Origin of the sequence: Oligoflexus tunisiensis, from assembly GCF_001748245.1 — a bacterium.
Taxonomy (GTDB): domain Bacteria; phylum Bdellovibrionota_B; class Oligoflexia; order Oligoflexales; family Oligoflexaceae; genus Oligoflexus; species Oligoflexus tunisiensis.
The window spans coordinates 5,235,167-5,260,133 of record NZ_BDFO01000001.1 but is presented as its reverse complement, the minus strand read 5'-3'; the positions used below and the strand labels follow the sequence as shown (position 1 = coordinate 5,260,133).

Annotated in this window: 22 protein-coding genes; 10 read left to right on the top strand and 12 right to left on the bottom strand. The window is 56.2% G+C overall.

Features of this window, described 5'->3' with window-relative positions; all coding sequences use genetic code 11:
* The first annotated feature begins 23 nt into the window (after positions 1-23).
* Positions 24-575: a hypothetical protein gene (locus tag OLTU_RS21665; RefSeq protein WP_141734838.1), complete on the top strand. Its 552-nt coding sequence runs from the start codon at positions 24-26 to the stop codon at positions 573-575.
* Here OLTU_RS21665 and hpt read toward each other — a convergent pair.
* Together hpt and OLTU_RS21655 are read right to left on the bottom strand one after the other, a co-directional pair.
* The gene (gene hpt, locus OLTU_RS21660; protein ID WP_218110180.1) at positions 565-1,092 is read right to left on the bottom strand and encodes a hypoxanthine phosphoribosyltransferase; all 528 of its coding nucleotides are present in this window, start codon (positions 1,090-1,092) and stop codon (positions 565-567) included. The two genes, OLTU_RS21665 and hpt, sit on opposite strands and share 11 nt — an antisense overlap.
* A 25-nt stretch (positions 1,093-1,117) precedes the next feature.
* Positions 1,118-3,442 carry a hypothetical protein gene (locus OLTU_RS21655; protein WP_218110179.1) on the bottom strand — a complete coding sequence of 775 codons (2,325 nt, stop codon included), beginning with the start codon at positions 3,440-3,442 and terminating at the stop codon, positions 1,118-1,120.
* A 123-nt stretch (positions 3,443-3,565) separates the two neighbouring features.
* On the opposite strand from OLTU_RS21655, the gene OLTU_RS21650 reads away from it, so the two are divergent.
* From OLTU_RS21650 to OLTU_RS21635, 4 genes are all read left to right on the top strand, one after another.
* Positions 3,566-3,802, top strand: coding sequence for a hypothetical protein (locus OLTU_RS21650; RefSeq protein ID WP_141734836.1), 237 nt, complete (start codon positions 3,566-3,568; stop codon positions 3,800-3,802).
* A 183-nt stretch (positions 3,803-3,985) separates the two neighbouring features.
* On the top strand, positions 3,986-4,780 hold the full coding sequence (locus tag OLTU_RS21645) for a hypothetical protein (RefSeq protein ID WP_218110178.1): 795 nt from the start codon (positions 3,986-3,988) through the stop codon (positions 4,778-4,780).
* Positions 4,781-4,786: 6 nt separating this feature from the next.
* Positions 4,787-6,118, top strand: a complete 1,332-nt coding sequence (locus tag OLTU_RS21640) for an ATP-binding protein (protein WP_141734834.1) — start codon at positions 4,787-4,789, stop codon at positions 6,116-6,118.
* A gap of 139 nt (positions 6,119-6,257) precedes the next feature.
* Positions 6,258-8,531, top strand: a complete 2,274-nt coding sequence (locus tag OLTU_RS21635) for a leucine-rich repeat domain-containing protein (protein ID WP_141734833.1) — start codon at positions 6,258-6,260, stop codon at positions 8,529-8,531.
* Here OLTU_RS21635 and OLTU_RS21630 read toward each other — a convergent pair.
* Positions 8,528-9,673: an ATP-grasp domain-containing protein gene (locus OLTU_RS21630; protein WP_141734832.1), complete on the bottom strand. Its 1,146-nt coding sequence runs from the start codon at positions 9,671-9,673 to the stop codon at positions 8,528-8,530. The genes OLTU_RS21635 and OLTU_RS21630 overlap by 4 nt on opposite strands.
* 97 nt (positions 9,674-9,770) lie before the next feature.
* Between OLTU_RS21630 and OLTU_RS21625 the strand changes: the two genes are divergently transcribed.
* Together OLTU_RS21625 and OLTU_RS21620 are read left to right on the top strand one after the other, a co-directional pair.
* Positions 9,771-10,466: a hypothetical protein gene (locus OLTU_RS21625; protein WP_141734831.1), complete on the top strand. Its 696-nt coding sequence runs from the start codon at positions 9,771-9,773 to the stop codon at positions 10,464-10,466.
* A 211-nt stretch (positions 10,467-10,677) separates the two neighbouring features.
* The gene (locus tag OLTU_RS21620) at positions 10,678-11,244 is read left to right on the top strand and encodes an RNA polymerase sigma factor (protein ID WP_176736836.1); all 567 of its coding nucleotides are present in this window, start codon (positions 10,678-10,680) and stop codon (positions 11,242-11,244) included.
* A 21-nt stretch (positions 11,245-11,265) separates the two neighbouring features.
* On the opposite strand, the gene OLTU_RS21615 is transcribed toward OLTU_RS21620, so the two are convergent.
* A complete protein-coding gene (locus OLTU_RS21615) occupies positions 11,266-12,219 on the bottom strand; it encodes a lysophospholipid acyltransferase family protein (RefSeq protein WP_141734829.1) in 954 nt (317 codons plus the stop codon).
* A 125-nt stretch (positions 12,220-12,344) separates the two neighbouring features.
* On the opposite strand from OLTU_RS21615, the gene OLTU_RS21610 reads away from it, so the two are divergent.
* Positions 12,345-14,627, top strand: a complete 2,283-nt coding sequence (locus tag OLTU_RS21610) for a sensor histidine kinase (protein WP_141734828.1) — start codon at positions 12,345-12,347, stop codon at positions 14,625-14,627.
* Here the strand turns inward: OLTU_RS21610 and OLTU_RS21605 are convergent.
* The 4 genes from OLTU_RS21605 to OLTU_RS21590 all read right to left on the bottom strand — a co-directional run bounded on the left by OLTU_RS21605 (position 14,572) and on the right by OLTU_RS21590 (position 18,562).
* On the bottom strand, positions 14,572-16,590 hold the full coding sequence (locus OLTU_RS21605) for a monovalent cation:proton antiporter family protein (RefSeq protein WP_141734827.1): 2,019 nt from the start codon (positions 16,588-16,590) through the stop codon (positions 14,572-14,574). The genes OLTU_RS21610 and OLTU_RS21605 overlap by 56 nt on opposite strands.
* 78 nt (positions 16,591-16,668) lie before the next feature.
* Entirely contained in the window at positions 16,669-17,139 is a 471-nt protein-coding gene (locus tag OLTU_RS21600; protein ID WP_141734826.1) for an MgtC/SapB family protein, read from the bottom strand.
* A 146-nt stretch (positions 17,140-17,285) separates the two neighbouring features.
* Positions 17,286-17,465: a hypothetical protein gene (locus tag OLTU_RS21595; RefSeq protein ID WP_141734825.1), complete on the bottom strand. Its 180-nt coding sequence runs from the start codon at positions 17,463-17,465 to the stop codon at positions 17,286-17,288.
* A complete protein-coding gene (locus OLTU_RS21590; RefSeq protein ID WP_141734824.1) occupies positions 17,462-18,562 on the bottom strand; it encodes a trypsin-like serine peptidase in 1,101 nt (366 codons plus the stop codon). Before OLTU_RS21590 ends, OLTU_RS21595 begins: the two co-directional genes overlap by 4 nt.
* 213 nt (positions 18,563-18,775) lie before the next feature.
* On the opposite strand from OLTU_RS21590, the gene trhO reads away from it, so the two are divergent.
* Positions 18,776-19,807 carry an oxygen-dependent tRNA uridine(34) hydroxylase TrhO gene (gene trhO, locus OLTU_RS21585; protein WP_141734823.1) on the top strand — a complete coding sequence of 344 codons (1,032 nt, stop codon included), beginning with the start codon at positions 18,776-18,778 and terminating at the stop codon, positions 19,805-19,807.
* Here trhO and OLTU_RS21580 read toward each other — a convergent pair.
* Positions 19,780-20,274 (bottom strand): GNAT family N-acetyltransferase, encoded by a 495-nt coding sequence (locus OLTU_RS21580; protein WP_141734822.1) that lies wholly within the window; start codon positions 20,272-20,274, stop codon positions 19,780-19,782. The genes trhO and OLTU_RS21580 overlap by 28 nt on opposite strands.
* 199 nt (positions 20,275-20,473) lie before the next feature.
* On the opposite strand from OLTU_RS21580, the gene OLTU_RS21575 reads away from it, so the two are divergent.
* Positions 20,474-21,784, top strand: coding sequence for a hypothetical protein (locus OLTU_RS21575; RefSeq protein ID WP_141734821.1), 1,311 nt, complete (start codon positions 20,474-20,476; stop codon positions 21,782-21,784).
* On the opposite strand, the gene OLTU_RS21570 is transcribed toward OLTU_RS21575, so the two are convergent.
* Genes OLTU_RS21570 through OLTU_RS21560 form a run of 3 tightly spaced genes read right to left on the bottom strand, consistent with a single transcriptional unit; the run spans position 21,785 to position 24,922 of the window.
* Positions 21,785-23,239 carry a hypothetical protein gene (locus OLTU_RS21570; protein WP_141734820.1) on the bottom strand — a complete coding sequence of 485 codons (1,455 nt, stop codon included), beginning with the start codon at positions 23,237-23,239 and terminating at the stop codon, positions 21,785-21,787.
* An 11-nt stretch (positions 23,240-23,250) separates the two neighbouring features.
* The gene (locus OLTU_RS21565) at positions 23,251-23,673 is read right to left on the bottom strand and encodes a response regulator (RefSeq protein WP_176736835.1); all 423 of its coding nucleotides are present in this window, start codon (positions 23,671-23,673) and stop codon (positions 23,251-23,253) included.
* Between the two features lies 1 nt (position 23,674).
* Positions 23,675-24,922 (bottom strand): tetratricopeptide repeat protein, encoded by a 1,248-nt coding sequence (locus tag OLTU_RS21560; RefSeq protein ID WP_141734818.1) that lies wholly within the window; start codon positions 24,920-24,922, stop codon positions 23,675-23,677.
* Positions 24,923-24,967 lie beyond the last annotated feature (45 nt).

Genomic DNA, 24,967 nt, shown 5'->3' with positions numbered 1-24,967 from the left:
TTGAACGTCGCGTGGAGGTATTTGTGGACGGAATTTCCAAGCTATTCCTGGAACTTAGACAGAGCAAAGCCGCTCTGGAACAGGCCTTCTCCCGTAGCCTTGACACTTCAGTCATCCGCTCCGGCATCATGCGAGCGCAGGGAACACGCAACTGGGATCTCGTGGGAGAAGGCCGGCATTTTCAGTGTTTTAAGCTGCCTGGACGGGGCGGAATGGATCTGGCTGTTCTCGTCGCGAAGCCCTCTTTTCTGAAAGATGAACTCCAGGCTCGCCGCCGCTGGGCTCTGGACCTGAATCGTTTGTCCGCGCTTGCGCATCCGCTGGTGCCGCCCATGGAAGTTATGGACGACACTGATTTTTTTGCCTATGTGCAACCCTACTGTGACGCCGAGCAGCCCATGACAGAAGCGATCCAGGCCGTCCTGCTTGATTTGCAGAAGAGTCTCGCCGGCCTGGAGCTGGAGCTGGATGATTACACCCAGCTGCGCTGCTGTCAGGGGCATCCTTTCGTGATCGATTTTTCGGAGCTCAAACGGCACCGGGCCGCAGGTTCCAGGCCTGGCTTCAGGATTTAGGGAGCATCTGCATCAGATCGGGCAGGTTGCGATAGAGTCCGTCGAGGTCCAGTCCGTAACCGATAACGAATTCCTTGCTGATCTCAAAACCGGTGTAGTCGATGTCCAGTTTGATCTGATGCGCTTCCGGTTTGGAGAGCAGGCAGGCGACTTTTAAAGACTTGGGCGCCCGGACCTCCAGGGTCTTGATGAGGTAGTCGATGGTATGGCCGGTGTCGATGATATCCTCGACCAGCAGAACATGCTTGCCTTCGATGTCCACCGAAAGATCGTAGTTGATGCGGACGTGACCGGTGGAATGCATGCCTTCGTAACTCGACACACCGATGAATTCAATTTCGCAGGGCACTTCAATGGCGCGAATCAAATCGGCCAGGAAAATCACGGAACCTTTCAAAACGCCAATGATGCACAGCGTCTGTCCTTGATAGTCGCGACTGATGCGCTGTCCCAATTCCCGCACCCGACTGGCGATACGGTCTGCTGAAATGAGCGGATGCATGGAATACTCTGTCATGTCTGCCTTCCCCCGACGTTGGCGATTATGGGGGACCATTCAAGCCTAAAAAGTTGCTCGTGGCTAGAAGGAAAGGCTGCGTCATTCCATCTTCCTTTCCGCCGGGGCCTAAAGTCTGGCGCACAAGCTCCACCCGCAGAAAGCGGCTCGAAGGCCTCAGGCGCACGGGGATCTGCAGCTTCTGCTCGGTGTTACGACCAGGGGGCAGAGCCAGTTCGGTGAGGAAACCGTATTGATCATGGATTCGGATCAGAGCGCCCTGGTCCTTCATATCGTAGCTGCGAATGACGACGCCGAGCGTCTGGGGTTCGCTGGTGCCGGACGTTGGCAGCGGATCCGTCACCAGAATCTCACTGCGCAGACCGAGACTGTATTCACCGTTTCGCAGAGCGTTCAAAAGATTCTGCGGCTGGGGAATATACAGCGCCGGAATAAAATCGGTCTCGAGTCCGCGACCACGAAAGGGAGCTGAGGTCGCCAGTTTTATGGGATGCGAACTTTTCTGCTGGAGTTTGTGAGCGACCTGCAGGAAGGCATCCATCATTTCATACTGCTGACAGCCAAAAACCTCGATCATATCGGGCTCAAGAGTCAGGGCCATCCAGCGGTAGTCTTCAAACTGAAAACCGATCTGCGGGCATTCCAGCACCAGCTGCAGCGGAGGATTCTGATCCTGGGCGAATTTGGCGAACGCTGGAAGCAGAGCGGTATGATCCCTGGGTTTCACCGCCAGCCAGCTTCGCCGCAGGGATTCGTCTGCGGGAAAAGCCCTGAGGCTCAAGCCGAGACTATGATCCTCGGCGATCAGCATGGGGATCTCCTGGGCGCTGCTGATTTCCTTGCCCGTCCGCAACAGACGGCCGATCGCTTGAAAATGAGCCGCCTGCAGCATTTCATCGGATGGAACAGTGTCGAGACTGAGGTTGGCGCGCAGCGAAAGTTCCGGGCTGGGGGATTCGCTGATGCAGCTGATCACCTGATGACGGCCAGGCAGGATGGTGAAGCGTTGCGCGCAGAGGCGTTGCATGCCGTCGCGTATTTGCAGTTGATAATCACCGGCCGGAAGCTGAGCGGTGAAGGGCCAGGTTTTCTGCAAAAAAACATGCGCCGTTAAAATATCAGAGGGTCGTGACGCAAGCTGCCGGGCCCATCCTACGCTGCCCGTGCGAACCGCATCGCGGATGTCGATAAAGCCGGGACGTCCGGGTTTGAGCTGCACCTGCACGGAACCCAAAGCCAGAGGAGGCAGCTGAGCCGTGCGTTGGTCTTGATCAAACTGAACTTTCTGCAGAATGCCCTGACTGTCCGGATACAAAACCTCCCATTTTGCATCGGCCGGCAGATTCCACTTCAAGGGTTCGCCTTCAAAAATGGGCAGCGTGCTGATAAAGGCGCCTTGGGCATCATGCACGAAGAGGGATTGAAAGAGTCTTTTGTCGAGGCGTGGCATCGGCTGACGCCAGGGCAGCTGAATCTGCCAGGTTTCGCTGCGCGCGGGCACGCGCAGACAATCACCGCGGCACTGTTTGAGTTGCGCGACCAGTGCCGCCTGCTGCAGGACCGCCTCACGACCGGGCAGCAGAACAAAGGCATTGTCCCGGCCGGGAACGGTCACGGCGGAAAGATAAGTCTGCTGCTTTTCCGTTCGAATGCTCAAGGGCATTGGCGAGAGAACCGTGAAAACGTCCGGAAAAAGACTGACCGTGACCCCAAGAAAGCGTTTCTGATCGAAGGGAATCCAGTGCTCGGCGCCGTAACCCGAGCCGAGGCGCAGGATCCAGCGCAGAGGCGCGGTTCCACCCGACTGAACAATGGAAATCTTAACCAGCGGGCTTTCACCCAGCCACTGCATATCCAATCGCACCGCGCCCAGTTCCGGCTTGCTCGAGCGGAAAAAGGAAATGAGGTGCGGCTGATTGTTGTGATGTTCAATATCCTGGCCGATGAGCGCCAGACTTTCTCCGTTCATCGTGCTGATGTTGATGTCCAGTGAAGGCTGCCAGGTTTGCTGCTGCCACGATTTATCCGTCGCTTTGTAGATGGCACTGAGCACGGGGTAAAATACGGAGCCGCCACTGAGCGGCGGAACGCTGCCGGCCACCAGCTGCAACTGGTTTTGACCCAGTACGATTTGGCCTTGATGAGGTCGCAGATGCGGTTGAGATGCTGCCAAATCGCGGTCGATCAATTTGGCAAAAGCCTTTATCGTCGGGGGACTGGGAGCTTCTACATGATTTTCTGTCCATTCCACGGGAGTGGGCGCGCGATCCGAACTGGTACACGCCAGGGGCCACAGAACGATCATGAAGAAAATCGAACCGGAGCAAAATTTACCTGGCGCAGTTTGCATATTCATTGTATTTTCTTTGTTTTTCTTGACATTTCTTAATAATTTTGCGCCATTTTGATGGCTTTACGTGTCGTCGATACTTCGCATGTTGAGTGTGACTCAAGTATAAAGGGGCACTTGCTGATGACGCAAGAAATCGAGCGGGAATTTCAAGCCAACAAAATCAAGCGTCTTCCGCCTTCGGTGGTCAAGGACATCGAGCTGAAGAACCATGCGCGACGTTTGGCAAATCTTTCCCCTATTAAAATCAAGATCCGCACCTGCATCTCCTGCGGTGCACTGTTCGAGTCTGCTGGCAACCGAACCTGTGGTTGTAATACCCGTAGCACCGGATATATCGCCGGACGGGAAATCATTTAATCCCTTTCCAAGTTCGTTTTTTCCTGGTGATCCACACCGGATGTGAGAATTCGTCCCGGCATTCACCGCCGGGGCTCTCCAGTTTTCCGCTGAAATTCCGATGCCTTCTACGCAGGATTCGCTCAAGTGGGAGTCCCCGTGAAGCCGCAGAAAAGATTTTGGATTCAGACGGTCGATTGGTTTTTGCCAAAAGATTGGCAAAAGCTGAGCGTCATTGAACTCTATCGCAGCCGTGCGTTGGTGCGGACCGGGCTGTTTGGTGCTTTACTTCATCCCTTTGTTTTCCTCTTTGAATCCTCGGCCTGGGACATCTGGCAAATGGCTGGCATTGCCTTCATGCTGGTTATGATTCCCCTGGTGCTGATGTCCTATTATCGTTCCACCGGACGGCTGAACCTTTGCGCCTTTCTTTATCTGGTCTACTGCACCGGCATCTGCGCCTGGGCTCAGATCGCGGCGGGAACCATTCACGCGATGTATTGGGTATGGATTACCTTTCTGATCGTGTTCTCCGTCCTGGTCCTGGGGGTGAAGCAGGGGGCGGCTTACACCGTCCTCGCCACGGGGCTTTTTTGGTTCGTGCTGCAGAACAATGTGCAGTACGGCCATACCATCGGCCGTTTTTCCGATCAGAGTGCGCTGGTGTCGAGTCTTGCGGCTCAGGTTCTGGCGCTGCAGGTCTGTTTTCTGCTCCTGATGATGGCTTATGACGTGATTCGCAATCGAGCTGAGTTGCGGGCTGTACTCCTGCGCTTCACCGATGATGAGGCCGCCCGCCTGGCGACGGTAGGGGAACGCATGGGCGGCATGGCCCAGGACCTGCAAGCGCAGCTGGCCCAGTTTCAGCAGCAGCTGCAGAGCCTTGAAACGGTCGCGAAGCGCAATGATGCGAAAATTGAAGACGTGCAAAAGGTCGCCCGCGAGCTGCAGGAGAGCACCGAAAAGCTGAGCGCCATCTCGCAACGCGCGCAAGGTTAGGATGATATGCAGTGGTTTTTTCTGACATTGATTCGCATCTTTGACCGCCGGGTGAAAAGGGACCGTCGCGGCCCCACCTCGCTCGATGCGTTTCGGCAGCGGGCCATGCATCATATTTGTCTGACCGGATTTTTCGTGGCCCTTCTGAATGGAATTCTGGCTCTGCATTACCGCCGTTATCATGAAGTGCTCGGGCTGGAAATGCCCATCGCCCTGGTCAGCATCATCGGCTATTTCGTTGTGCGGCGGGCCCGGCATGTGGAATGGATCGCCGCCTTTTACATGACGACCCTGGCCACCTGTATCAGTTTCTGGGCACTGACGGCCGCGAAATCACCCTTTGCCACGATCATGGCCTGGTATCCTCTGATCTCGTTTGGAACCATCCTCCTCTGTGGTCGCTGGACCGGGATGTTCTCGGTGGCTGTGATTTTTGTGGAGTGCCTGGTCGTTCTTCTGGTGAATCGACAGTATGGTTTTGTGCTGGCGTCCGGCATGACGTTTGAGCTGACGGTTGGGACGACGCTGGCCACCATGGTGACCGCCTTCGCCGCCGCCTTTGCCACCGTGGCCTCGGTGGAGGTCAGTCGGCAGCGTGCGGATAGAGCCAATCAAAAGACCAATGCCCTCAATCTGCGGCGGGCGAGTCTGAGTTTGCTTGGGGATATGGCGCGCGATATCAGCCGCAACATGCAGGAACCGCTGGGAGCCATGCATAAGAAACTCGACGAAGTCATGCAATGGAATCCCGATGATGTTTTATATAACAAGGGCACTCTCCTGCTGCAGCACCTGGATCAGCCCCTGCGTGAACTCGAGCGTTTGACGGAAAGTCTTCTGCTCTTCAGTCATACTCATGGCGACCAGGACAAGGTCGCCTTGCGGGCGGTGGATTTTCTGAATCACCTGAATGAACTGACCCGGGAAAAAGCGATCGCCCGTGGCGTGAGTCTCGATTTCAGTGCAGATCAACCGCAAGCCTGGCTGCATGTGCCGGCCGCGGCCGCGCTCTTTGCTCTGGTTTCCCTCGTGAATAAAGGAGTGGAAGCCGCAGCCGGTCAGGAACCGGCCTGGGTGCGTCTGCAGCTCCGCCTCTACGGACGCCAGATGCAGGTGCGGGTATTCGATAGCGGGCCGAGTCTTTCCTATCAGGAGCGTCGCACCATTCAGGAACAGACCACCCAGCGCAGCGCCTGGGACGTCAACCTGCGCCTGAGTCTCGACTTCCTGGACAGCATCGGGGGTCGGATGACTTTGGACCCCTATAGCCCCGATACCTGCTATGTGATCTCCATCCCACTCAGCCAGAATCCTTCCCAGCCACGAGCTGCAGCCTGATCCTTTCTGCAAAGGCTGTTCGATCTTAGCGAAATCTGACTTGCGCCCTGTCTCTGTCTCTGGTAGCGAACGGGTGCGGGGATTTCCTCATAATCGACGATGTCAAATTGTATAAGTCCAGCCCAAGAAGGACCATTGCATGATGAAATTCATGACTTTTTTCGGACTGACTCTCCTGGCCTTGTCCTGTGGCTCGGGACCCCAGCCGGTTTCGCAGCTGGACATGGTGGGCGGCCAGCCGGTGCCCGAAAACAGTCCGGCCTATGTGTCCACGGTTTCGCTGTCCAAAATCAGCCGCACGGGCCTGGATTCCTTTTGCAGCGGGACTCTGATTGCGCGGAATCTTGTGCTGACCGCCGCGCATTGTGTGGAAGGCTTCAAGAATCCCAAGCAGTTCGTGGTGCTCTTTGGCAAGGGGCAGGATGATCCCGCCGCGGTCAGTCTTCCCGTGGCCGCCTTTCAAAGCTATCGACCGAAAGATGGATCCCGATATTTTCCCAACTTTGATATTGCCTGGGTGAAACTCGAAGGCGAGGCCCCCGCAGGCTATGAACCGGCCGAAATTCTGCGTTCGGCGGATCAGCTGGAGGACCTCCTGGGGCAGGAGGATGCGATCCTGCTGGCCGGTTATGGCCGCACCAAAACGGATTGTCCTTCCAGCGAAGCCGGCTGCTCAGGCCAAAGGCTGCAGGTTCAGACGCATCTGCGCCGCTTCGTAAATACTTCGCATTATTCCCAGCTCATGGTCATCGGTCCCAAGCCGCTCTTCGGCACCTGCAGTGGCGATTCCGGTGGTTCCGCGTTCGCGCAGATCCAGGGCCGCTGGTATGTCCTCGGTGATCTGAATGGAAAAAATCTGGCGCTCAATACCAAAGCGGTCTGGGATTCCGAACGGATCTGTGAATCGGGAGAATCCATTTATACCTTTGCCGGCGCCTATGTGGATTGGCTGCAGGAAAGCTCGGGCGTAACGCTGCGTTTCGACGCGAAGCACAATCCTGAGGGTCCCGGTCTGCGGCCCGCGGATGCTCCGGAATCACTGGGCTCCAATCCTGATCTGGCCCGCATGCTGGCTTATTTCAATCCGGATGATCCGCTGTGGGTGACCGCCGAGGCTCTGATGTCCAGCTTTGGGGAAGAGGGCAAGCGGGAGATTCCGGACCTCGATCAGGTGGTCACGGATCCGGAGCGGGCCGCTGCTGAGATGGCGAACTGGAAGGTTTTCAAATACACGGGTGTAAGCTTTGATATCAGCAATCTCGCGCTCAAGGATCGCCAGCTGTCGGACCTCAGACCCATCGTGGGACTGAAGAAGCTGCAGAAGCTGGAACTGATCGGCAACCGTCTCGTCGATATCAGCCCGCTGGGCCAGCTGGAAAATCTGGAAGAGCTGACACTCGGCAATAATTATGATTTCGCCAGTAAAAGCAAGCTGCCCTATGACTTCCGCTTTCTCAGCCGTCTGAAAAAATTGCGCGTGCTGAATCTGGCCACCAATGGTGGCAACCTTGATCTGACCGCCGTTCCCTGGGAGAGCCTGCATCAGCTGGAAGTCTTGAATCTCAGCTCCAATGATACGATCCAACTCGAACAGGTGAAGTTTGCCGAGCTGCCTCGCCTGCATACCCTGATCGTCACCAGCGCCGGGCTGACCAATATCGCGGCGCTCGCGGAAGCCCAGGGCCTTCGCAGTATTGATCTCAGGAACAACAGCATTCAGGATATCGCCGTCCTCTCCAAGCTGCCTCAGGTTCAGGTGCTGGATCTGTCGCAGAATCAGATCGAGGATTTTTCCTCGGTGGCCCATTTGAAGGAACTCAAAACATTAAAAGCCCTGGCCAACCCGCAGAAGATCACAGCCTGTCCGGAGGGGGCCCAGTGCCTTTATAATCCCGAACCGCAGCGATCCTTCGAGGCCTACTGTGAGTTTGCCAAGGAACTGAGCGAAGAGGATCGGGTGCTGTGGGAAGCCAGCAAAACGGTGCGTCTGATGCTCCGTGAAGCCGGACAGAGGGATCTGGATGATGCAGACTGTGCCGCGGCGGACGCCGTGCTGCAGTCAAAAAAAAAACTGGAATTCTCGGGACTGAAGGCGGCGCCCTGGATCTCGGACCTGACGCCGCTCATGCCGCTCACGCACCTTGAAGAGCTGGTGCTCGATCATCAGGATCTCACGAATGTGGAGCCGCTGCTGGCTCTTTCCGAACTGCGCTCTCTCGATCTGAGCGCCAACCGACTGACCAACGTGGATGTTCTCGCCGGACTGCCCCACCTGCACCGACTGGTGCTGGATTCCAATCAGTTGACCGATATCAGAGCCCTGGCGCCCCTGCGAGGTCTTTGGGTTTCACTCATCAAAAATCCCGACCTGCCGCGCATCTGTCCCATCCCTGACGGCCAGTGCATCTTCTAGCCGGTTTTTTCCATCGTCCATTGCATGAGTCGCCGAATATCCTCCACGGCCGGAATCAGCTGCTCCATCGATGCGGCTGTTTGCAGCACGTAACCCACATCCTCGCCCACCGCCGCGCGAATTCTGAGGCGATCCCCTACAGCGACCTTGAGTTTGGCCCGATGCACCGAAGCGTGATGTTTCACGGCCAGCCAGCCCTTGATCGCCTGAATGATGCCGGGGCCAGGATGCAGAACATGGACCGCTGCGACCCGGTGGGCCTTCTGCGGCAGCTCACAGCTTTGACCGAGCTCCAGTTTGAGGAAGGATTCCCAGCTGGGAAATCCATAGGCAAGCTGCAGAAGCTCCATGATGTAGCCACCGGGCGGCCGCACCGCGATTTCCCCAAACACCGGCCCATCCGGTCCTAGATAAATCTCCACATGGGTCATGCCCCGCTGCACGTCCATGATCTGCAGCACGCGTGCATTCAAGTCCAGAACCCGGGCCGTCACGTCGGGTGGCAGGCTTGCGGGCAGGATGTTGATATGCTGCCGCAAATAATACTGCGTGATGTTGGTAAAAATAATGCGACCGTTCTCCACGAAACTTTCAACGCTGAATTCGGGATGCGGATTAAAGGACTCGAACAGCCTCTGCCGATTTTGCAGCTCACCCAAAAGCCTGGGCTTTTCGCTGTAAATTTGAATGGATCGCCCCCCGGATTCCGAACGGTCCTTGCAGACGATACGCGGGCCAAGGGTTTGCCAGATGTGATCGGCGCTGAGGCCGGTGCCCCAAAGATAAGGATTGAGAGGGATATCCGCGGTGCGCAGGCGGTTTTTCATCAGAAGCTTATCGTGGCAGCGCAAAAGGTTGATGGGCGCCGTGCTGGTCAGGCCACAGGCGCGCCGGAGCGCGGCGACCAGGGGAATGGCGCGTTCCGAACCGCCGATGATGGCGGTGAAAGGGCCCAGCGCTAACAGTTTAGGCTGCAGCTGCCGCCACTCCTGGGGATTGCGTGGCCAGGGAAGCTTGACAAGATGCCGGGCCGGGAGCGGATTTTTCAGTTCCTTGCCATTCCATAAAAGGAAATCCAGTCCCTGGTTTCGGGCCGCTTCCACCAGACCCTGCCTGTGCCCAATCATCAGGATTTTTGCCATGCGTCCACTCGTGTGCTGAAGGGTGCCGTTGCCTTTTCCTCAATCCTAAAGTTCAGCTGCCGATAACTCCATAAGGAAAGCTGAAACAGGAGAATGCGTGAAATCTTGGATCCAGTGCTGGCGGGCCACCCTGCTGCTCCTTCTGGGGGGAGGCGGGACTGCTTACGCGCAGGGATCGGGACGTGGGCCCCAGTCCGATTTTTTCTTTGATGCCCAGTATGCCTTTACCACTTCCAAAAGCAAGCTGGTTGGCAGCAATGATACCGGAACGGCCCTGCGTTATGGTCTGGGTGGTTATGCTGGGACGCATTCCAATCTTTCCTTTCTTCTGCACTTTGATCGGGACACGACCAATTTTCTGCTGAACTCCAGCAAGGTGGACATGAACTGGCAGGATACCCGCGTGCGGTACCATATGGGTTTTTTCTACCTGGGTGCCTTGTTCACGCGTCTCGAGATGACGGCTGACAGGGAAGGGACCGAGCTGGTGGATGCAGCGGGTTCAGGCATGGGTCTGAATACGGGCATGCTGTTCGGCGTTGGACGCGGCGGTTCCGTTTATCTCGATGTGATGATGGCCACGCTGCCCAATATGAAAAATGCCATCGACCAGGAGATTGCCATCAAGCAAAGGCTCGATATCGACCTCGGCGGCAGTATCAAACTCACGTCCAAACTTCTGGACATGACCTTTGGCTACAAAATTCGCAACGTCAGCGTCGACACCGATAGCACATACCAGGAAGCTCTTTACACCACCTACACCGGCATTCGCTTTTCCTTCCGCTTTTGATCTCAGTTCATCTTGCTGCCCGTAAGCTTAGAACATCTTTGTATTCTCGTCTGAAAGGCTGTCCAGGAAACTGTGCAAACGGGGGAGGGATGGCTTTGCAAGTCTTTAATATTTTAATAATTTTTCCATAAGCCCGAGCGTGGATCGCGATGGCACAACTGATGCTATGGGAACAGGGAGTGCTCAGATTGGTTCCATCGAGGAGTCCGCTATGCAAACGGCCAAGCTTTTATCTCCCGATCCTTTTGTGCCTCTGTATCACAACTACATTCGCCTTGTTGCCAGCATTGCGGCCAATTTCCCGCTGAGCCCGCAGCAGCAGGAAGAGATTTGTCAGGATGTGTTTTTTATCGTCTGGCAACACCGGGAGCAGCTCGTGCATGAACGGGCCTTATCCAGCTGGCTCAGCACGATTACCCGGCATCGCTGTCTCACGGAACTCCGGAGGAACCGCTCCATGGTAGCCCTGGATGATCTGAATGAAGAGATTCTGCATGCGCAGCAGGAGGCCCGGCTGGGGGGTTCAACACCTTCCCAATCATGGCATCTGGAGCTTTCCTTAAGGCTCTTGCAAAGCCTGATTGATGACCATCGTTCGCCGGTGCGGCGGCGGGTGGCCCAGCTTTTTTACAGCCAGGGCGAGAGCGTGGCGACCATCTCGGCGACCTTGAATATGTGTCCCAACACGGTGCTCTCGCATCTGCGGCGTTTCCGTTTGATTGTCGAGAAATCGCTGCTCCGGCTCCTTGAGGAACGCGACATCGATCTCGCGTCGTGAGGTCAAGGATTCGCTCCGGTTTCAGTTGGCGAGGACGTCCCCGGCACAGATCGGTCGTGCTGCTGCCGCAGATTTCTTCGGCATCCTGAACGATCCCTCCTTTTGAAGCCGCTGCAGGTGCTGCTCCTTGGCCCAGAAGCGTTCGTTCAGCCAGGCTTCAATGCCCTGGGCATCGCGGGGCAGGTCGGCCAGGGCAAAGCGGGCGACATGCACCTCGATCCTCTTCACCTCGCCGCACAGCAGCTGCCAAAGGCTGGGAATGCCTTGAGGATAACCAATGGTCACATCGTAGACGGCCTGGACCTGATCCTGAAGGCCCAGGACACTGGTTTCAAAGGCTTTTGAATACGGCACCAGAACATGTTCACAGAGCGGCAGCTTATAGTGCCGGGCGGTGTTCTGGGCCTCTCTCACTTTGCGACTATGGAAGCGTGTCCCCTCGGGAAAAATATTTAGCCAAAGGGGTATCCGTTCCCGCTGGAATCGTTCAAAGGTGGCCTTGATACGGCGGCGATCGGCCATCCAGCGCCTTTTCAAGAAGATGCAGTCGAGAAAAACCATTCCCCAGCCTGGCCCTGGAATATATTTAAAGACTTCTTTGACAAAAAACTTCATATCACCCAGGCGACCGCAGCGTTGGGCCAAGGCAAAGAGTGGCATCACGTCCACAGCACTTTGATGGTTGGCGACGAGGATGACATCCTCTCGCGGCGGAAGTTCGCCACTGTGCCATTCGATGCGAACGCGGTAAACTTTGTTCATGAGCAAAACAAGCATTGTCCAGTACGCATGAGCCAGGTGCCGATTGATGGAACGGAACATGCGTTTGGAAAAGGGCCTGGTCAGCAGCGACAGGGTCTGCAGGGCGTTGATCACCATCAGGGGCACGAAAAGGAGCCCACTGACGAGGATGGCCCGACTGGCGACCATCAAACGGAAAAGCAAGGGACGTTCATACGCTGGGGCTGCATCCATGGGAACTCCAAGTGCCGGGGCCAATGCTGGTGAATACAATTAGCAAAACCCCGCGCTAAGGTACAGCTGTCAGCTTATGATACATGTGATTGACTATTCGTGCCCTCATGACAAGGAGCCAGGCCATGCATCCGATCGAAGCTGCCAAACAGCGGCAGTATAAATGGTGGCTGGACGTCTTTCTGCCGGATAAGGTCCATCCTTCGGATCGCCACGATCGGTACCGGCTTGGGATGCTGGTGATCACCCTCTTTGCCAGTTTTCTATCGTCCTTGATCTTCGCCATCGAGAGCCAGTCCCTGCCGATCGACTGGGCAGGAAAAATGAGCATACGGCTGCTTCCGCTGGTGCCCCTGGCCGTGCTGCTCTATGTGCGCTGGACGGGGCGTTATCGCTATGCGGCTCTCGCCTTCAGCGTTTTGGCCAACCCGTTGGTGATGTGTCATTACCTGTCTCTGGAAACGGTCTACAGCGGAGTATTTTACTGGATTCCCTGGATCATACTCTTTGTGAATGTGCTGTCCGGCCCACGTCAGGGGCTGGTGATGGCGGTGATCGGTGTGTTGACCTTCCTGGTTGTGCTGCATGGAACGAGCGTTCATGGCCACTCCCTCGGCATCTTTACCGACTTTGACACTCTTTATAAACAGCTGCTCTTGAATCAGGTTCTCGCCGCGCTGGCGATTTCGGCGATGATGTTCACCTTCGCGCTCTATAACGATCGGATGGAATCGGAGCTGGAGGGGCAGCATGTCCTGCGGGCTCAGACCGCGCACAAATCCATGATCGGGGAAATGCTCGGCAACCTGGCCCATGAAGTGAATAATCCCCTGGCCATCGTGCATTCGGCTCTGGTGCATTATCATCGGCTGCTTGAGACCGGGCGTCTCGACAAGCGCATGCAGCATGGTCTGGTGGAGCGCATGATCGATGCCCTGGATCGCCTTTGGCGCGTGGTGCAGCAACTGAATAGCTCGGGCGACTGGAGTGACCTTGAAGTGCCGCGGAGCCATGCGTCCCTGCAGCCGGAGCTGGATCGTCCGCCGCAGTTTGGCAATTCGCGATTGATGCCTGGTTATGATGCGACACCGGGCGCGAAACATCGGCGTCACCCTTCGCTGCGGCGTTTCGTGGAGATGGCTTCGGCCGTGCTGGACGCGGTGCTGCCGCCATCCACGCGTTCCTGGTCCACCTCCCAGCGTTTTCGTGCCCGCACCACGGCCCTGATTTGTATCGGAGGGATGGTGGCCGCCGTCATCAATCTGATCCAACAGGTGCTGGAAGGAGCTTCGGATCCGGTGCTGGTCACCGGCTATATTTTTACCGGAGTCGCTCTCCTGGGCATGCTGGCTCTCAAGTTTGTGGCAAGGCCGCAAATCATCGGCGTGGGTTTCATTTTTCTGTTGTTCGGAACTGAGGCCGTGACGGCTCTCACCATGGGTCACAGCGTTTTGATGCCGGCTCTGCATTGGCTGCCGGTTAATATCGCGGCCCTGTTTCTGGTGGCCAGGCCGCGCATCGCGTTGAGCGCGTCCCTGATTATGCTGGCGGCAGATGTGCTGCTCATGCAGGAGCTGATGAATTATGGATTCACGATTGCGTTCGGGCAAAGCTTTCATGATTATGTCCTGCGCATGCAGTCGACCATGTTTCTGACCAGCCTCACGATCCTTTGGCTGGCTCTTGCATTTATTTCGCTGATGAATTCCACCTATGGGGAGCTCGTCGCGGAAAAGGACTGGCAACTGCTGTCGGCCCGTCTGCGCGAAGTCAACGAACTCGCTGACAGCGCGGCGATCCTGATCGGTGAACCGCTGCGCGAACTGGGGGTCCTCCTGGGCGAACTGCAGGCGGATGGACATGACCGGGACGTCCTCACACGCATGCAGGCGCTCGTCGATCGCATCAACGGTGTCTCGCAGTCCTTTGCTCTCCTGTCACGACCCAAACATCATGAAGATATTCAGACGATCACAGTCGGCGCCTGGCTCGAGCATATTCACAATATCTGTTTGCGTCGGGCCGCCGAGGCGGGCTGGAATCTGCAGACCCTTGGGGAACCACCGCAGGGAGTGATAGAAGGTCCTCTGGGACGCCTGACCATGCTCGTGATCACCAGTCTAAAGGAAGCTTTTGGTCATCGCGCACCCCAGCCGGGATCGCCGCTGCACCTTCACGTATCCATCGACAGCGAGACCATCGCGGTGCGCATTCAATTCGCGGACTCACCACGTTCCTCAGTGCCCACGCAGCAGCCCTGTGAATTGGAGGAAGCCCTGCGTCTTTCGCTGCTTCAGGAGCTGGTCCAATCCCTTGGAGCCGCGTTCACAAGACAGCAGCAGCAGGGCACGATCAGCCTGGAACTGCGCTGGAATCAGGCGAATCTGCGTCGAAACCTTCCCCTTTAAGCAGAAGCTGGCTGGCCTTGCGTAGACTGTCCCGATCACCGGCCATATGCAGGATGTCGCCGGCAGCGAGGTTCATATCAGGCTGAGGCAGGACGGATCCCTCGGAGCCGCGATAGACGGTGACCACGGTGGCCCCGGTCTGAGTTCGCAGCATGAGCTGATCCAGGGAGCGTCCGACGGCAAAGGAATCCGATTTCAACTGCACCGAATGCAGAGAGCTCAGCATCTGCCAGGTGGAATGATCCAGTGAGGTTCTGAGAAAATCGGAAAGACCGGAGTGCGTGTTATGCATGCGGCGGCGTGCGTCCGCCATGAAATTATAGATTTCCTCTTCCGCCACACCAAAGCTGATCAGGGAACGGGCGAGCAGTTCGATGGTGGTCTCATTTTCCGCCACCACCAGAGTGGTCTGCGGACTGGTTCCCATCACCTCCACATCGCGGGAATACAGCACCCGGGCAATCACCGGAATGTCCAGGCGAATGCGGTGCGCGGCATCGAGCACAGCCTTGGTCATGGCGGCACCGGAAACGGCAATCACCAAAAGGCGCGCATCATGCAGTCCGGCGTGTTCGAGGATTTCCGCGCGTGACGCGTCGCCGTAGAGCATGTCTTCACCGTTTTTTTTCTGCTTGAGGACATTGTTATAGTTCTGGTCGATGACCTTATAGGGAATGCCGAGCGCCTTGAACGCGTGCCCAAGATTTTGCCCGGCCACACCGAAGCCGACAATAATCGCATGTCCACTTTCCTCGGGCAGATTCTGCGTTTTGTGTTCCGTGCCGGTATCGCGCGCGGACCGCGACAGGGCCCAGAGAGGCGCCCATTTAAAGAGGAAGGGACTCAGGATAAGCGTGAAGACGGTGACGGCGAAAAAATACTGCAGCCCTTCATCGCCCATCAGTCCATAATCATGCCCCATCTTGGCCAGGATGAAGCTGAATTCACCGATTTGAAAGAGGCTTAGGGACACGATCAGGGCCACACTGTGCGTGTAGCGCCAGAAGCGGGCGAGCAGATAGACGACCCCGATTTTGATCAGAGCGAGGGCCAGCACCCAGGAAATAACAGTGCCGAGATGCGTGATGACAAAGCGATTGTTGACCAGCATGCCGACTGAGGCAAAGAAGAGCCCGAGAAAGTTATCGCGGAGCGGCAGGATATCGCTCATCGCCTGGCGCCCATAAGGGGACTCAGCAATCAAAAGCCCGGCGAGGAAAGCACCGAAAGAGAGGGAAAGACCCACCCGTTCCATCAAATAGGAAACCCCGAGACAGAGCAGCAGAACGGCAAAGAAGAAGAGTTCGCGGCTGGATGTTTTGGCGACACGATGGAGGGCTTTGGGGATCAGATAGTGGCCGGCAAAGAAGAGGAAGATTCCGGCTCCGAGCAGTTTGAGAAGCAGCTGGACATTCCATTCGGTCGTCGAGTCCGGATGATGAATGGTTCCTACCAGCGACAGGAGCATCATCATCGGGATGACCGCTAGATCCTGGAAGAGCAGCACCCCCACGATGGCATTGCCATGCGGTGAGGCGGATTCACGACTATCCTGCAGGAGCTTCATGATAATGGCGGTCGAACTCAGACTGAGCAGGCAGCCGATAAAAAAGCTCTTCATCCAGGGCAGATCCAGAACCGAGTGGCAGAGAAGCGCCGTCAGGGTCAGCGTGATCAGAACCTGACTGCCGCCGAGACCAAGAAAATGCCGCCTGAGATCCTTGAGCTGGCTGAGAGAAAATTCAAGACCGATGGTGAACATCAAAAAGATAATGCCGATTTCGCTCAAGGCCTCGGCACCCGGAACCGAGCTGACCCAGCCGATGCCGAAGGGGCCGATGATCATGCCGGCGACGATAAAGCCGATGATGGTGGGCAGCCTGAGGGCGTGGAACACAGTCGCCACAAGGGTGGCGGAGCCGATCAGAATGAGGAGTTCCAGGAGGAACGATGAACCATGCATAGGCGTTGGTGTTCTCCAACTTAAGGCCGCTGATCCTTCCACTGAACCTGATAAGGATTCAGGCGTCGATACGGGACCTTATTTCGCATCATTTTGAGCACGGACTGAATGCACGCCGCGGCGGAGACTCCGAAAGCCGCGTTCCAGCATCTGCACACCCCAAAGGATGCCGACGCCGATGAGCGACAGGGCAACCGGCACACCGAGATGCCCAAAGCCGATGGCCGCTCCCACGGCCGTAAGAAGCCAGATCACGGCGGCTGAGGTCACGCCATTCACAAGACCACCCTGGGTGAAGATGACTCCGGCACCCAGAAAACCAACTCCGGTTACGATCTGTCCGAGCAAACGAATATGATCAGCTTCCTGCTTGGACTGCAGTATACCGAGGTGAATGAAGGCCATGGTTCCCAGGCATATCATGCAGCTGGTGCGGATACCAACCGGTTTGCCACGCAGTTGACGTTCGATTCCAAAAATAAAACCACAGCCGACAGACATCAAGACTTTCACCCAGAACACGGCATCGAGCGAACTGCTAAACTCCATACGTCCTCTTTCGTTAACACAGGGCCCAGGTTTCATCCTAACTGAAAGCTGCGCCCTCGTCACGGAATCGAACGCAACGAGAATGGCATCGTCAGGCGCAGACGCGCCAAGTCGAAGGGTTTGATCATGGGGAAGTGAAGACAGGGTTAGGGCCGGCTTTTGATCTGCCAGCGGGTGCCGACATAATCGCTGCGACCGGACCACTGTTCGAGGCTGCTGATCGGCAGGGATGGGGGCTCCTGATTCTCAGGTTGAGTTGCTTTGGAACGCCAGTCGCAGCCGCTCAGAAGGTTCAGGCTGATCATCACCAGTACAAAATATTTCATGAGCCTTGTCCTTTCTCCAGCACCACCTGTCTTTGTCCTATCGGCGCGCCTGATCCATCCAGAGCCACCAGAGTCAACTGCGAAAGGGATTCGGGGGACGCCAGGGATTGATAGAAGGAGCGACCCTGTTGGATCACGCGCTTTTTGAGGACCATGGCTCCGCTTGTTTCCGCACGGCAATCGTTGACCAGTCCCGGGCAGATGAGCAGACTTTCGCTTTGCGCTGAGGCGGCAAACCAGAAATGTGTGCTGCTGCCTTCCCCGGTCAGAGCCAGAAAAATTTTGGTCTTCGGTTGAAATGTCCTGGCATAAGCCGCATTCACACCGTCCGGAAATAACTTCTGCAGGAGAGGTGACTGCAGATGAATCGACCAGAGACCGGTTCCATAGTTCCAGGTCGTGGGATCCTCTTTGTCGGCCTGATCCCAGCCTGGCTCACCGAGATTATGCCGGCCGCCATTGATGAGCGACACCAGCATATGAGTTTCCTTGGTCAGGACACCGCCACCGGAATTGCCATTGATCACACCGGCGTTGAAGAAAAATTGGGAGGACTTGACCGCCTTGGCCTGACCTTCCGCATAGGTTGCCGACCAGATCCCGGCACGATCATCCGGAAAGCCGACGGTGAAAACTTCATCACCCTGATCCGCATTCGTTGTGGCAAACACATCGTCGGGCCGCGTGGCGATGCGCGGGGGATAGACGATGGCAGCTGGAACGGGGGTCAGCCAGCGCACTTCCAGCAGGCTGTAGTCGAGCATGTCTGAACTTTCCGCGACCGTGGTGACTTCCAAATCCGGGGAGCCACGGGTGAGGATGGACCAGCCCGAGCTGAGTCGGTCTCCGGCCCTGGTATCACAATGCTTTGCGGTCAACACATAACGCGGACTCAAGAGGATGCCGGAGCAGCCGGCCACGTGCACGGTCCACATGATTTCCTCGGCGGATGCCGCATGTCTGCGTGAATTGCCGCTGGCTTGACTGGATTTGTCTTCCAGATAAATATCATGTAAAACGCTGTTTTTGAGCGGACGACAGGCCAGACTGCAAACGAATAGAAACAGCAGGAACATTCGCGGCGACGGAATCCACATGATCAGCACCTCTTCTGGGTGGCCTGAAATGCAAGACGAGTTCCACCGATCTGCGATTTTAACCCACGGATTTAAAAGATGAATCCGGCCTATTGAGCCGGCCAGAATCCTGGCGTTGTTTAAAAATATGTCAGTCGGACGTCGTCAGATAATCTAAGCCCTTGACAAAGACCGACCCATGGCCCTAGACCTTGCTTCTGTTTGGAGGAAATCATGACCCACGCCCCTGAAAAAATTACGCTTTCCTTTTACCGCTATGTGAACATCGAGGATCCTGCGGCGATGATGCAGAATCTGCGAGCGGCGTGGGAACCGTTGGGCGTGAAGGGTCGGACCTATGTGGCTCATGAAGGCATCAATGCCCAGGTCACCGTTCCTGTGGAAAACCAGGAGGCCTTCTGCGCTCAGGTCCGGTCGATCTTTCCTGAGATTCCTTTTAAGTTTGCCCTGGAGGAAAAGGGCGAAGCCTTTGCCAAACTGAAGATCAAGGTGCGGAAAAAATTGGTGGCTGATGGCCTGCCTGATGGCACCTTTGATGTGACCAATGTCGGTCGGCATCTCGATGCCGAGGCCTTTCATGAGGCGCTCGATCAGCCCGGCACCGTGGTCGTGGATCTGCGCAATCATTATGAATGTGAAGTGGGCCATTTCCAGGGCGCGCTGCTGCCCGAGGCCAATACCTTCCGCGATGCTCTGCCTGAGGTTTTGGAAAAGCTGCAGGGGCAGGAGGATAAGAAAATTCTTCTCTACTGCACCGGCGGCATTCGCTGTGAAAAGGCCAGCGCCTATTTCCGATTCCGTGGCTTCAAGGATGTGAATCAGCTGCACGGCGGTATCATCGCCTACGCGCGGCAGGTTCAGCAGAACGGTCTACCCTCCCGCTTTGTGGGCAAGAACTTCGTGTTTGATCAGCGCATGGGCGAACGGGTGACTCCGGATGTGATCGCGCACTGCCATCAGTGTGAAGAGAGCTGCGACACGCATGTGAATTGCCGCTTCGAAGGCTGCAACCGCCTCTTCATCCAGTGTGCGAACTGCGCTGTGGACTTTGACGGCTGCTGCTCGCGCGAGTGCCAGACGATCCTGCAGAAGCCGAAAGAGGAGCGGGTCCAGGTGCAGCATGAGTGGGAAAGAAAACTGGGACCGCTTCACTACATGAGCCGTACCCGCATTCCACGGAATTTTGCGGTCCTGTCGAACTCGCTTCAAGCATCTCACTATGCGGAACCGATCGAGCGCACGTAAAACGCCTGGCAGCCGTGATGGCCTGTGTTGCCCAGGGGCCGGTCGAGGGGCTTGAATCCATACCTTTCATAGAGTCGAATCGCATCCCGCATGCTCGGCATGGTTTCCAAATAAAGGCGCGTGTAGCCGGCCGCCGCGACCAAAGGCAAAAGTTCCTCCATCAACGCCCGTCCCAAACCGAGGCCACGCGCCTCGGGCAAAAGATACATCTTCTTGAGTTCCGCGGTCGCATCATCACCACCGAGCAGGGGACCAAATCCGGCTCCTCCGACGATCCGGCCGGCAACTTCCGCCACATGGTAGGCGGCACGCGGCGGCTGATAATTTTCATGAAGGGCCTCCAGCTCGGCGTCGACGAAGGCAAAGCCCTCGCGGTTCAGGCCATATTCGGTGAGGACCTGACGGATCACAGCCGCCGTGACCGCATCGTCTGCGGGCTGAATGGGTCGTATGCGGGTATTCTTCATCCACGTTTCCTTTCTGCGTTTGGTCGCGATCCTAGCATGAAGGGGCGAATTCCGGCTCTTGGTGAACTAAAAAAATTTCAGCAGATTCTCTATTATCTTCTGTCCTCGCCGCGGCGCGGCAAGCTCTGCCCTCTCACCTGGCCGTCAGATCCTGATAATATCAAAGTGTTTCCTGTTTCTTACAGTTTGAGGGGTTGGCATGCTGAAGTTCCGCGATTTGCATATCAGGCGAAAATCCTGGGTTCTGGGCGGAATCGTCCTCGGACTGACAGCATGTAGCAAGGATCTTGTGGAAGTCCAGTATCCGCAAATGATATCGCCCGTCGAGGCCTATACGGAACTCACCAAACTCGCGGTGGGCATCGATCCCAAGCTTGATCCCGCCCTGCGCGATGAAGTGATGAAAAGCCTGAAAGCCTGTCCGCTCTTTACCGAAGTGGCGGCCATGGACAAACCCGTGCGGGTCGGCGGAACCAATCCCAAGGACTACTTCGATGCCTTGATCAAACGCTCGCAGCAGGCGCAACTCTCGCAGGGCATCATGAGCATTCAGATCGAGGACAATTCCGAATCCTCGCAACTTGAAAAGAGCCAGGCCTTTGTGCTCGCCGATCAGGCGGCTCAGGACTGGTACCCCTCGTTTGGAGTGCCGGCTGTAGGCACCCTCGGTTTTCCCAAAAGACCGGAAGTCGCTCCGAAAATGTCCCTGCGCAAGCGGGATACCTATGTCCGCGCAGAAAAGCTTCAGTTCATCGTGCGCTTTGTGATGTATAACCGCGTGGCCGGCAAGATCGTGCATGATCGCATCGTGACGAACAGCTCGACGCTGCTCAATTATTCCCGCAAACCGACTCTGAAAAAGCCCAAGTTCACTGAACTCGTGCAACGCTCGGTGATGGACGAAATCATGTTCCATGCCTGTCCGGCCAAGGAGCAGGTGACCCGCCGCCTTTATTATGTGAAAAATCCCAACGCCGAAGGCGAGCAGATCAACGAGGGCGTGGACCTGGCTGACGACGATCGCTGGAGCCTTGCCGCCACCAAATGGAGCAACGTCCTCCTCAAGGACAAAAGAAATAACGTCGCGCATCATAATCTGGGCGTTCACTATGAACGCAGCGGTGATATCTTTCAGGCCATGGAACACTTCCGCTACGCCCGCTACGGCAGGGTTGGCAAGAAGCTGGACAATGTGATCGAGGAAATTCGCAACCAGTATCAGCCGCGCCTTGATGGAGCCGCAATCTATCCGCAGGTGACGTTTGTCACGGGAGGCAACTGGGCCTTTGTGCGGTCGGATGATATGGAAATGGCCGATGGTCAGACCTATTCCCTGTATCGTTTCGAGCCCGTCGTGAATCCGGAAAACTCGCGCACGATGGGTCTTTCAATCCGTGAGGTGGGTCTTTTCAAGGTCTCGGCCCCGTCGGCTCAGTACTATCCCGGTCGCATCAAGGAATTCCTGATCGATTATCCGGTCAAGCCTGGTGACTTCGTCATCGTCGAGTGATCAGGAGGCCGCTGTTTCCGGCGAAAAGCCTGGCATGGTCGATACCAGAGGCCAGGCATCGAAGACCGGCGTGGCGAAGTCACTGCGCAAGCCAAATGAAAGCATGATGCGGCTCGCTCCCACCACAAACGGCATCTGAACACAATAGCCAGGACTCCGCACAAAACTCATGAAGGCCGAATCGGAGAAGGCGGCTCCGCTATAAATCTGCTCGAAGCTATAGCCATGCTGTTTGGCGAGCCGATTGAATTCGAGGCCCATCTTTTGAATCATGTTGCTGAAGACGCGGATCTGTTCCTCCGAATCCTCAAGATTTTCATCCGCCTGCCTTTTCACCCGTTTGGCCAGAAGCTGAGCGGTTTCATAGTCCATTTCTATGGCCAGCGTATACTCGCCCTGCCAGCCCCCGGCGTGGAAGACATAAACGGCTTCCGTGGCATGAGGCTTGGTCGGACCGGCGACGATGGCCTGCCTTCTGGCATCGACTTCAAAGGAGCTGCGCAGGGTGCTTTGACAGACGTCCATGGCCAGATTCAAAAGCCGCACGTCCATGATGTGAGCCATGCGGTTGTCCATATTGATTTCAATCTCCTGCACCGAAACCCGGTAGGTCGAGTAACGCAGGATCAGATCAAATTTATCATTGTCGAGCCTGAAGGGCAGTTTAAAGGAGGTCCCGGGGGCCGTGTCCTTATTGAGGAAATGATCCCCGCAATGGACGATCTGCAAAGACGTCTTCAGGGTCCAGCCGAAGTCCCGCAACTCGGAGCGCATGACGCCCATGATCTGGTTGGTGATCTCGGCCAGGAGATCCATGCCCAGCTCGCGGTCGACCTGATCCGGTGGCAGAAAGAGTATGGTTTCCCCAAACTTTTTCAAAACGGCATCACAGGTGAGCACGCTCAGGGAACCATAAACGCCATCCCCAAAAAAGGTCATCACCGCGGCGATGGTTTCGGTGGTTTCCTCAGCCTTGACTTCATTAACCTGGGCCGGCGTGAGCTTCAGCTGGGTATTGCGATGCACCACGTTCATCACGCTGGTCAGGATGCTTTTGAAGTAGCGGGCGTCCAGTTTGTAGTTGGACGGCGTCAGGAGATTGCGCAGACAGGCGAAGATGAATTCCATGCTGAAGTCATTCTTGGCCTTGCAGAGCCGGTCCACCGGGACAGTTGTCAGCATCTTTTCCGCGTTGTCGGGCGATGAAATAATGTAGGGAAAGGTTTTGGAACGTTCCAGACAGCCGATCAGAACATTGGCTTCCGAGCGTTCCATGGTGGTGGCGGTAAAGATGATATCGATACGGCCCGCTTCGATGGCATCCGCTGCCTGGTTGATGTTCTGCCGATAAACGGTCAGTTCCATGCCGGAAACTTTTTGAAAACGCTCGACGGCGGTCATGGCTGCGGCAGCCATTTCCTTGGAGGGACGCAGTATGAGGATCGTCTTGGCCACGGATGCTCTCCTTAGACTTCCTGCATGGATTCGATGATGCGCTTCCAGTAATCGAGATGGCTGAGACACTGGCCGACCGTATCCTGAATCTTCTGCATCGTGGCCGGTTTGGTGATATAGCCATGCACGCCGTTCATAAAGCATTCAAACGCCGCGCTGCAGGAGCGGTCGCCCGTGATGGCGACGACCTGAATCCCACGGTTCAGGCCGATGACCTGCCGCACAAGATCCAGACCATGGATATGGGGGAGATGCAGATCGGACAGGACCAGGCGCACCTCGTTATGCTGCACGTATTCCCAGGTTTCCTCGGAGGAGGAGAAGGTCACGACGTCGACCAGGTCACCAAACAGGCGCTTGACGACCTCGGCGATCACTTCCAGAACTTCCTCCTCGTCATCGACGATGACAACCTTATGAGGATGGTTGAGCATCTCAGGCCCCTTTTTGGCTGTGAAATTTCTTATAGTTGAGGACATCGCCGTGCCGGATCACACGATCCTTGATATGGCCGAAATCGCGTGAACTTTCCTCTTTTCTCAGCTCGTCCTTCAGAGCTGCGATCTGGGCTTCCGCCCGCTTGTAGTGGGGTGGGGCCAGTTCCTGGCACTTTTCAAAATAGGCCAGGGCCGCGGGCAGATCGCCCTTTTTCTTCATGCAGAGGCCGAGGTTCAGCCAGAGCTTATAGGCAATTTCCTTGTTCGGAAGGATTTTCATGGCGTTATTGTAAAGGCGTTCGGCCGTCCGAAAATGTCCGGATTCGGCCATCGAGATGCCTTTCAGATTGAACATCCGGGCAATTTCCATCGACTGCGTGGAGGCGATTTCCATGGTGCCGGCGATGTTGGTGCGACCCTCGACCAGGTTGGCTGCCAGGATACCCTGCTTCGCCCTTTGGTTTTCCGGCTCCTTTTCCAACGCGGCTTCAAAGGCGGTGATGGATCGATCCACGTTTCCCTGTTCCAGGTAGACGTCACCCCAGTGCAAAAGATTCTGCAGATGAATTTCCGCGAGACGCAGCGTCTGCAGCATGATCACATTGTAGTTTTCCGTATCGCCCTTTTTGAAGTAGATCGAGGCCAGAAGGTTGGCCACTTCCAGCGACTTCGGCCGCATCTTCTGAGCCAGGAGCGCCGCATCCAGAGCACGGTCCAATTCCTTCAGGCCGAGGTGCACCTGGGCCACCCAGATTTGATAGCGCAGGGAATTTTGAAAGCGATCGGCGAGCACGTTCAGGATTTTCTTGGCTTCCGCAAACTGTCCGGCAGCGATGGAGGCCAGGGTTTCGTTGGCCTGCTTGAGAAAGCCGACGTTGGCTGCGATATAGGCCTGGACCTTGGCCACGGTATCGAAAAAGCGGCGGCTGTGAAAGGGCTGTTCGCAGTGCCAGATGAAGTCGAGATCATCATAGAGGAGCTGAGCGTAATCGGAAAGCCTGTCGGAGAGAAAGAGGATCGGCACGGCGAAGGTATCCGGATGGCTGCGCAGATGCTGAGCCGCACGCAGGCCGTCGAGTTTTTCCGGATCCCGATTATAGACGATGAAGAAATCGTGCAGATTCAGGTCCGGCAGCTCGCCTTTTTGCGGCACTTTCCAGTCGTGTTGCCAACCGAGCAGCTTTTTATAGCCGTTCAGAGCCTGGATCAGGTCATCGCTGTGATGGATCAGGTGAATCGTGCTCATGGATGTCTCTTCCCGTGGAAGCCCGGTTGTCTTTGCCTTTATTTT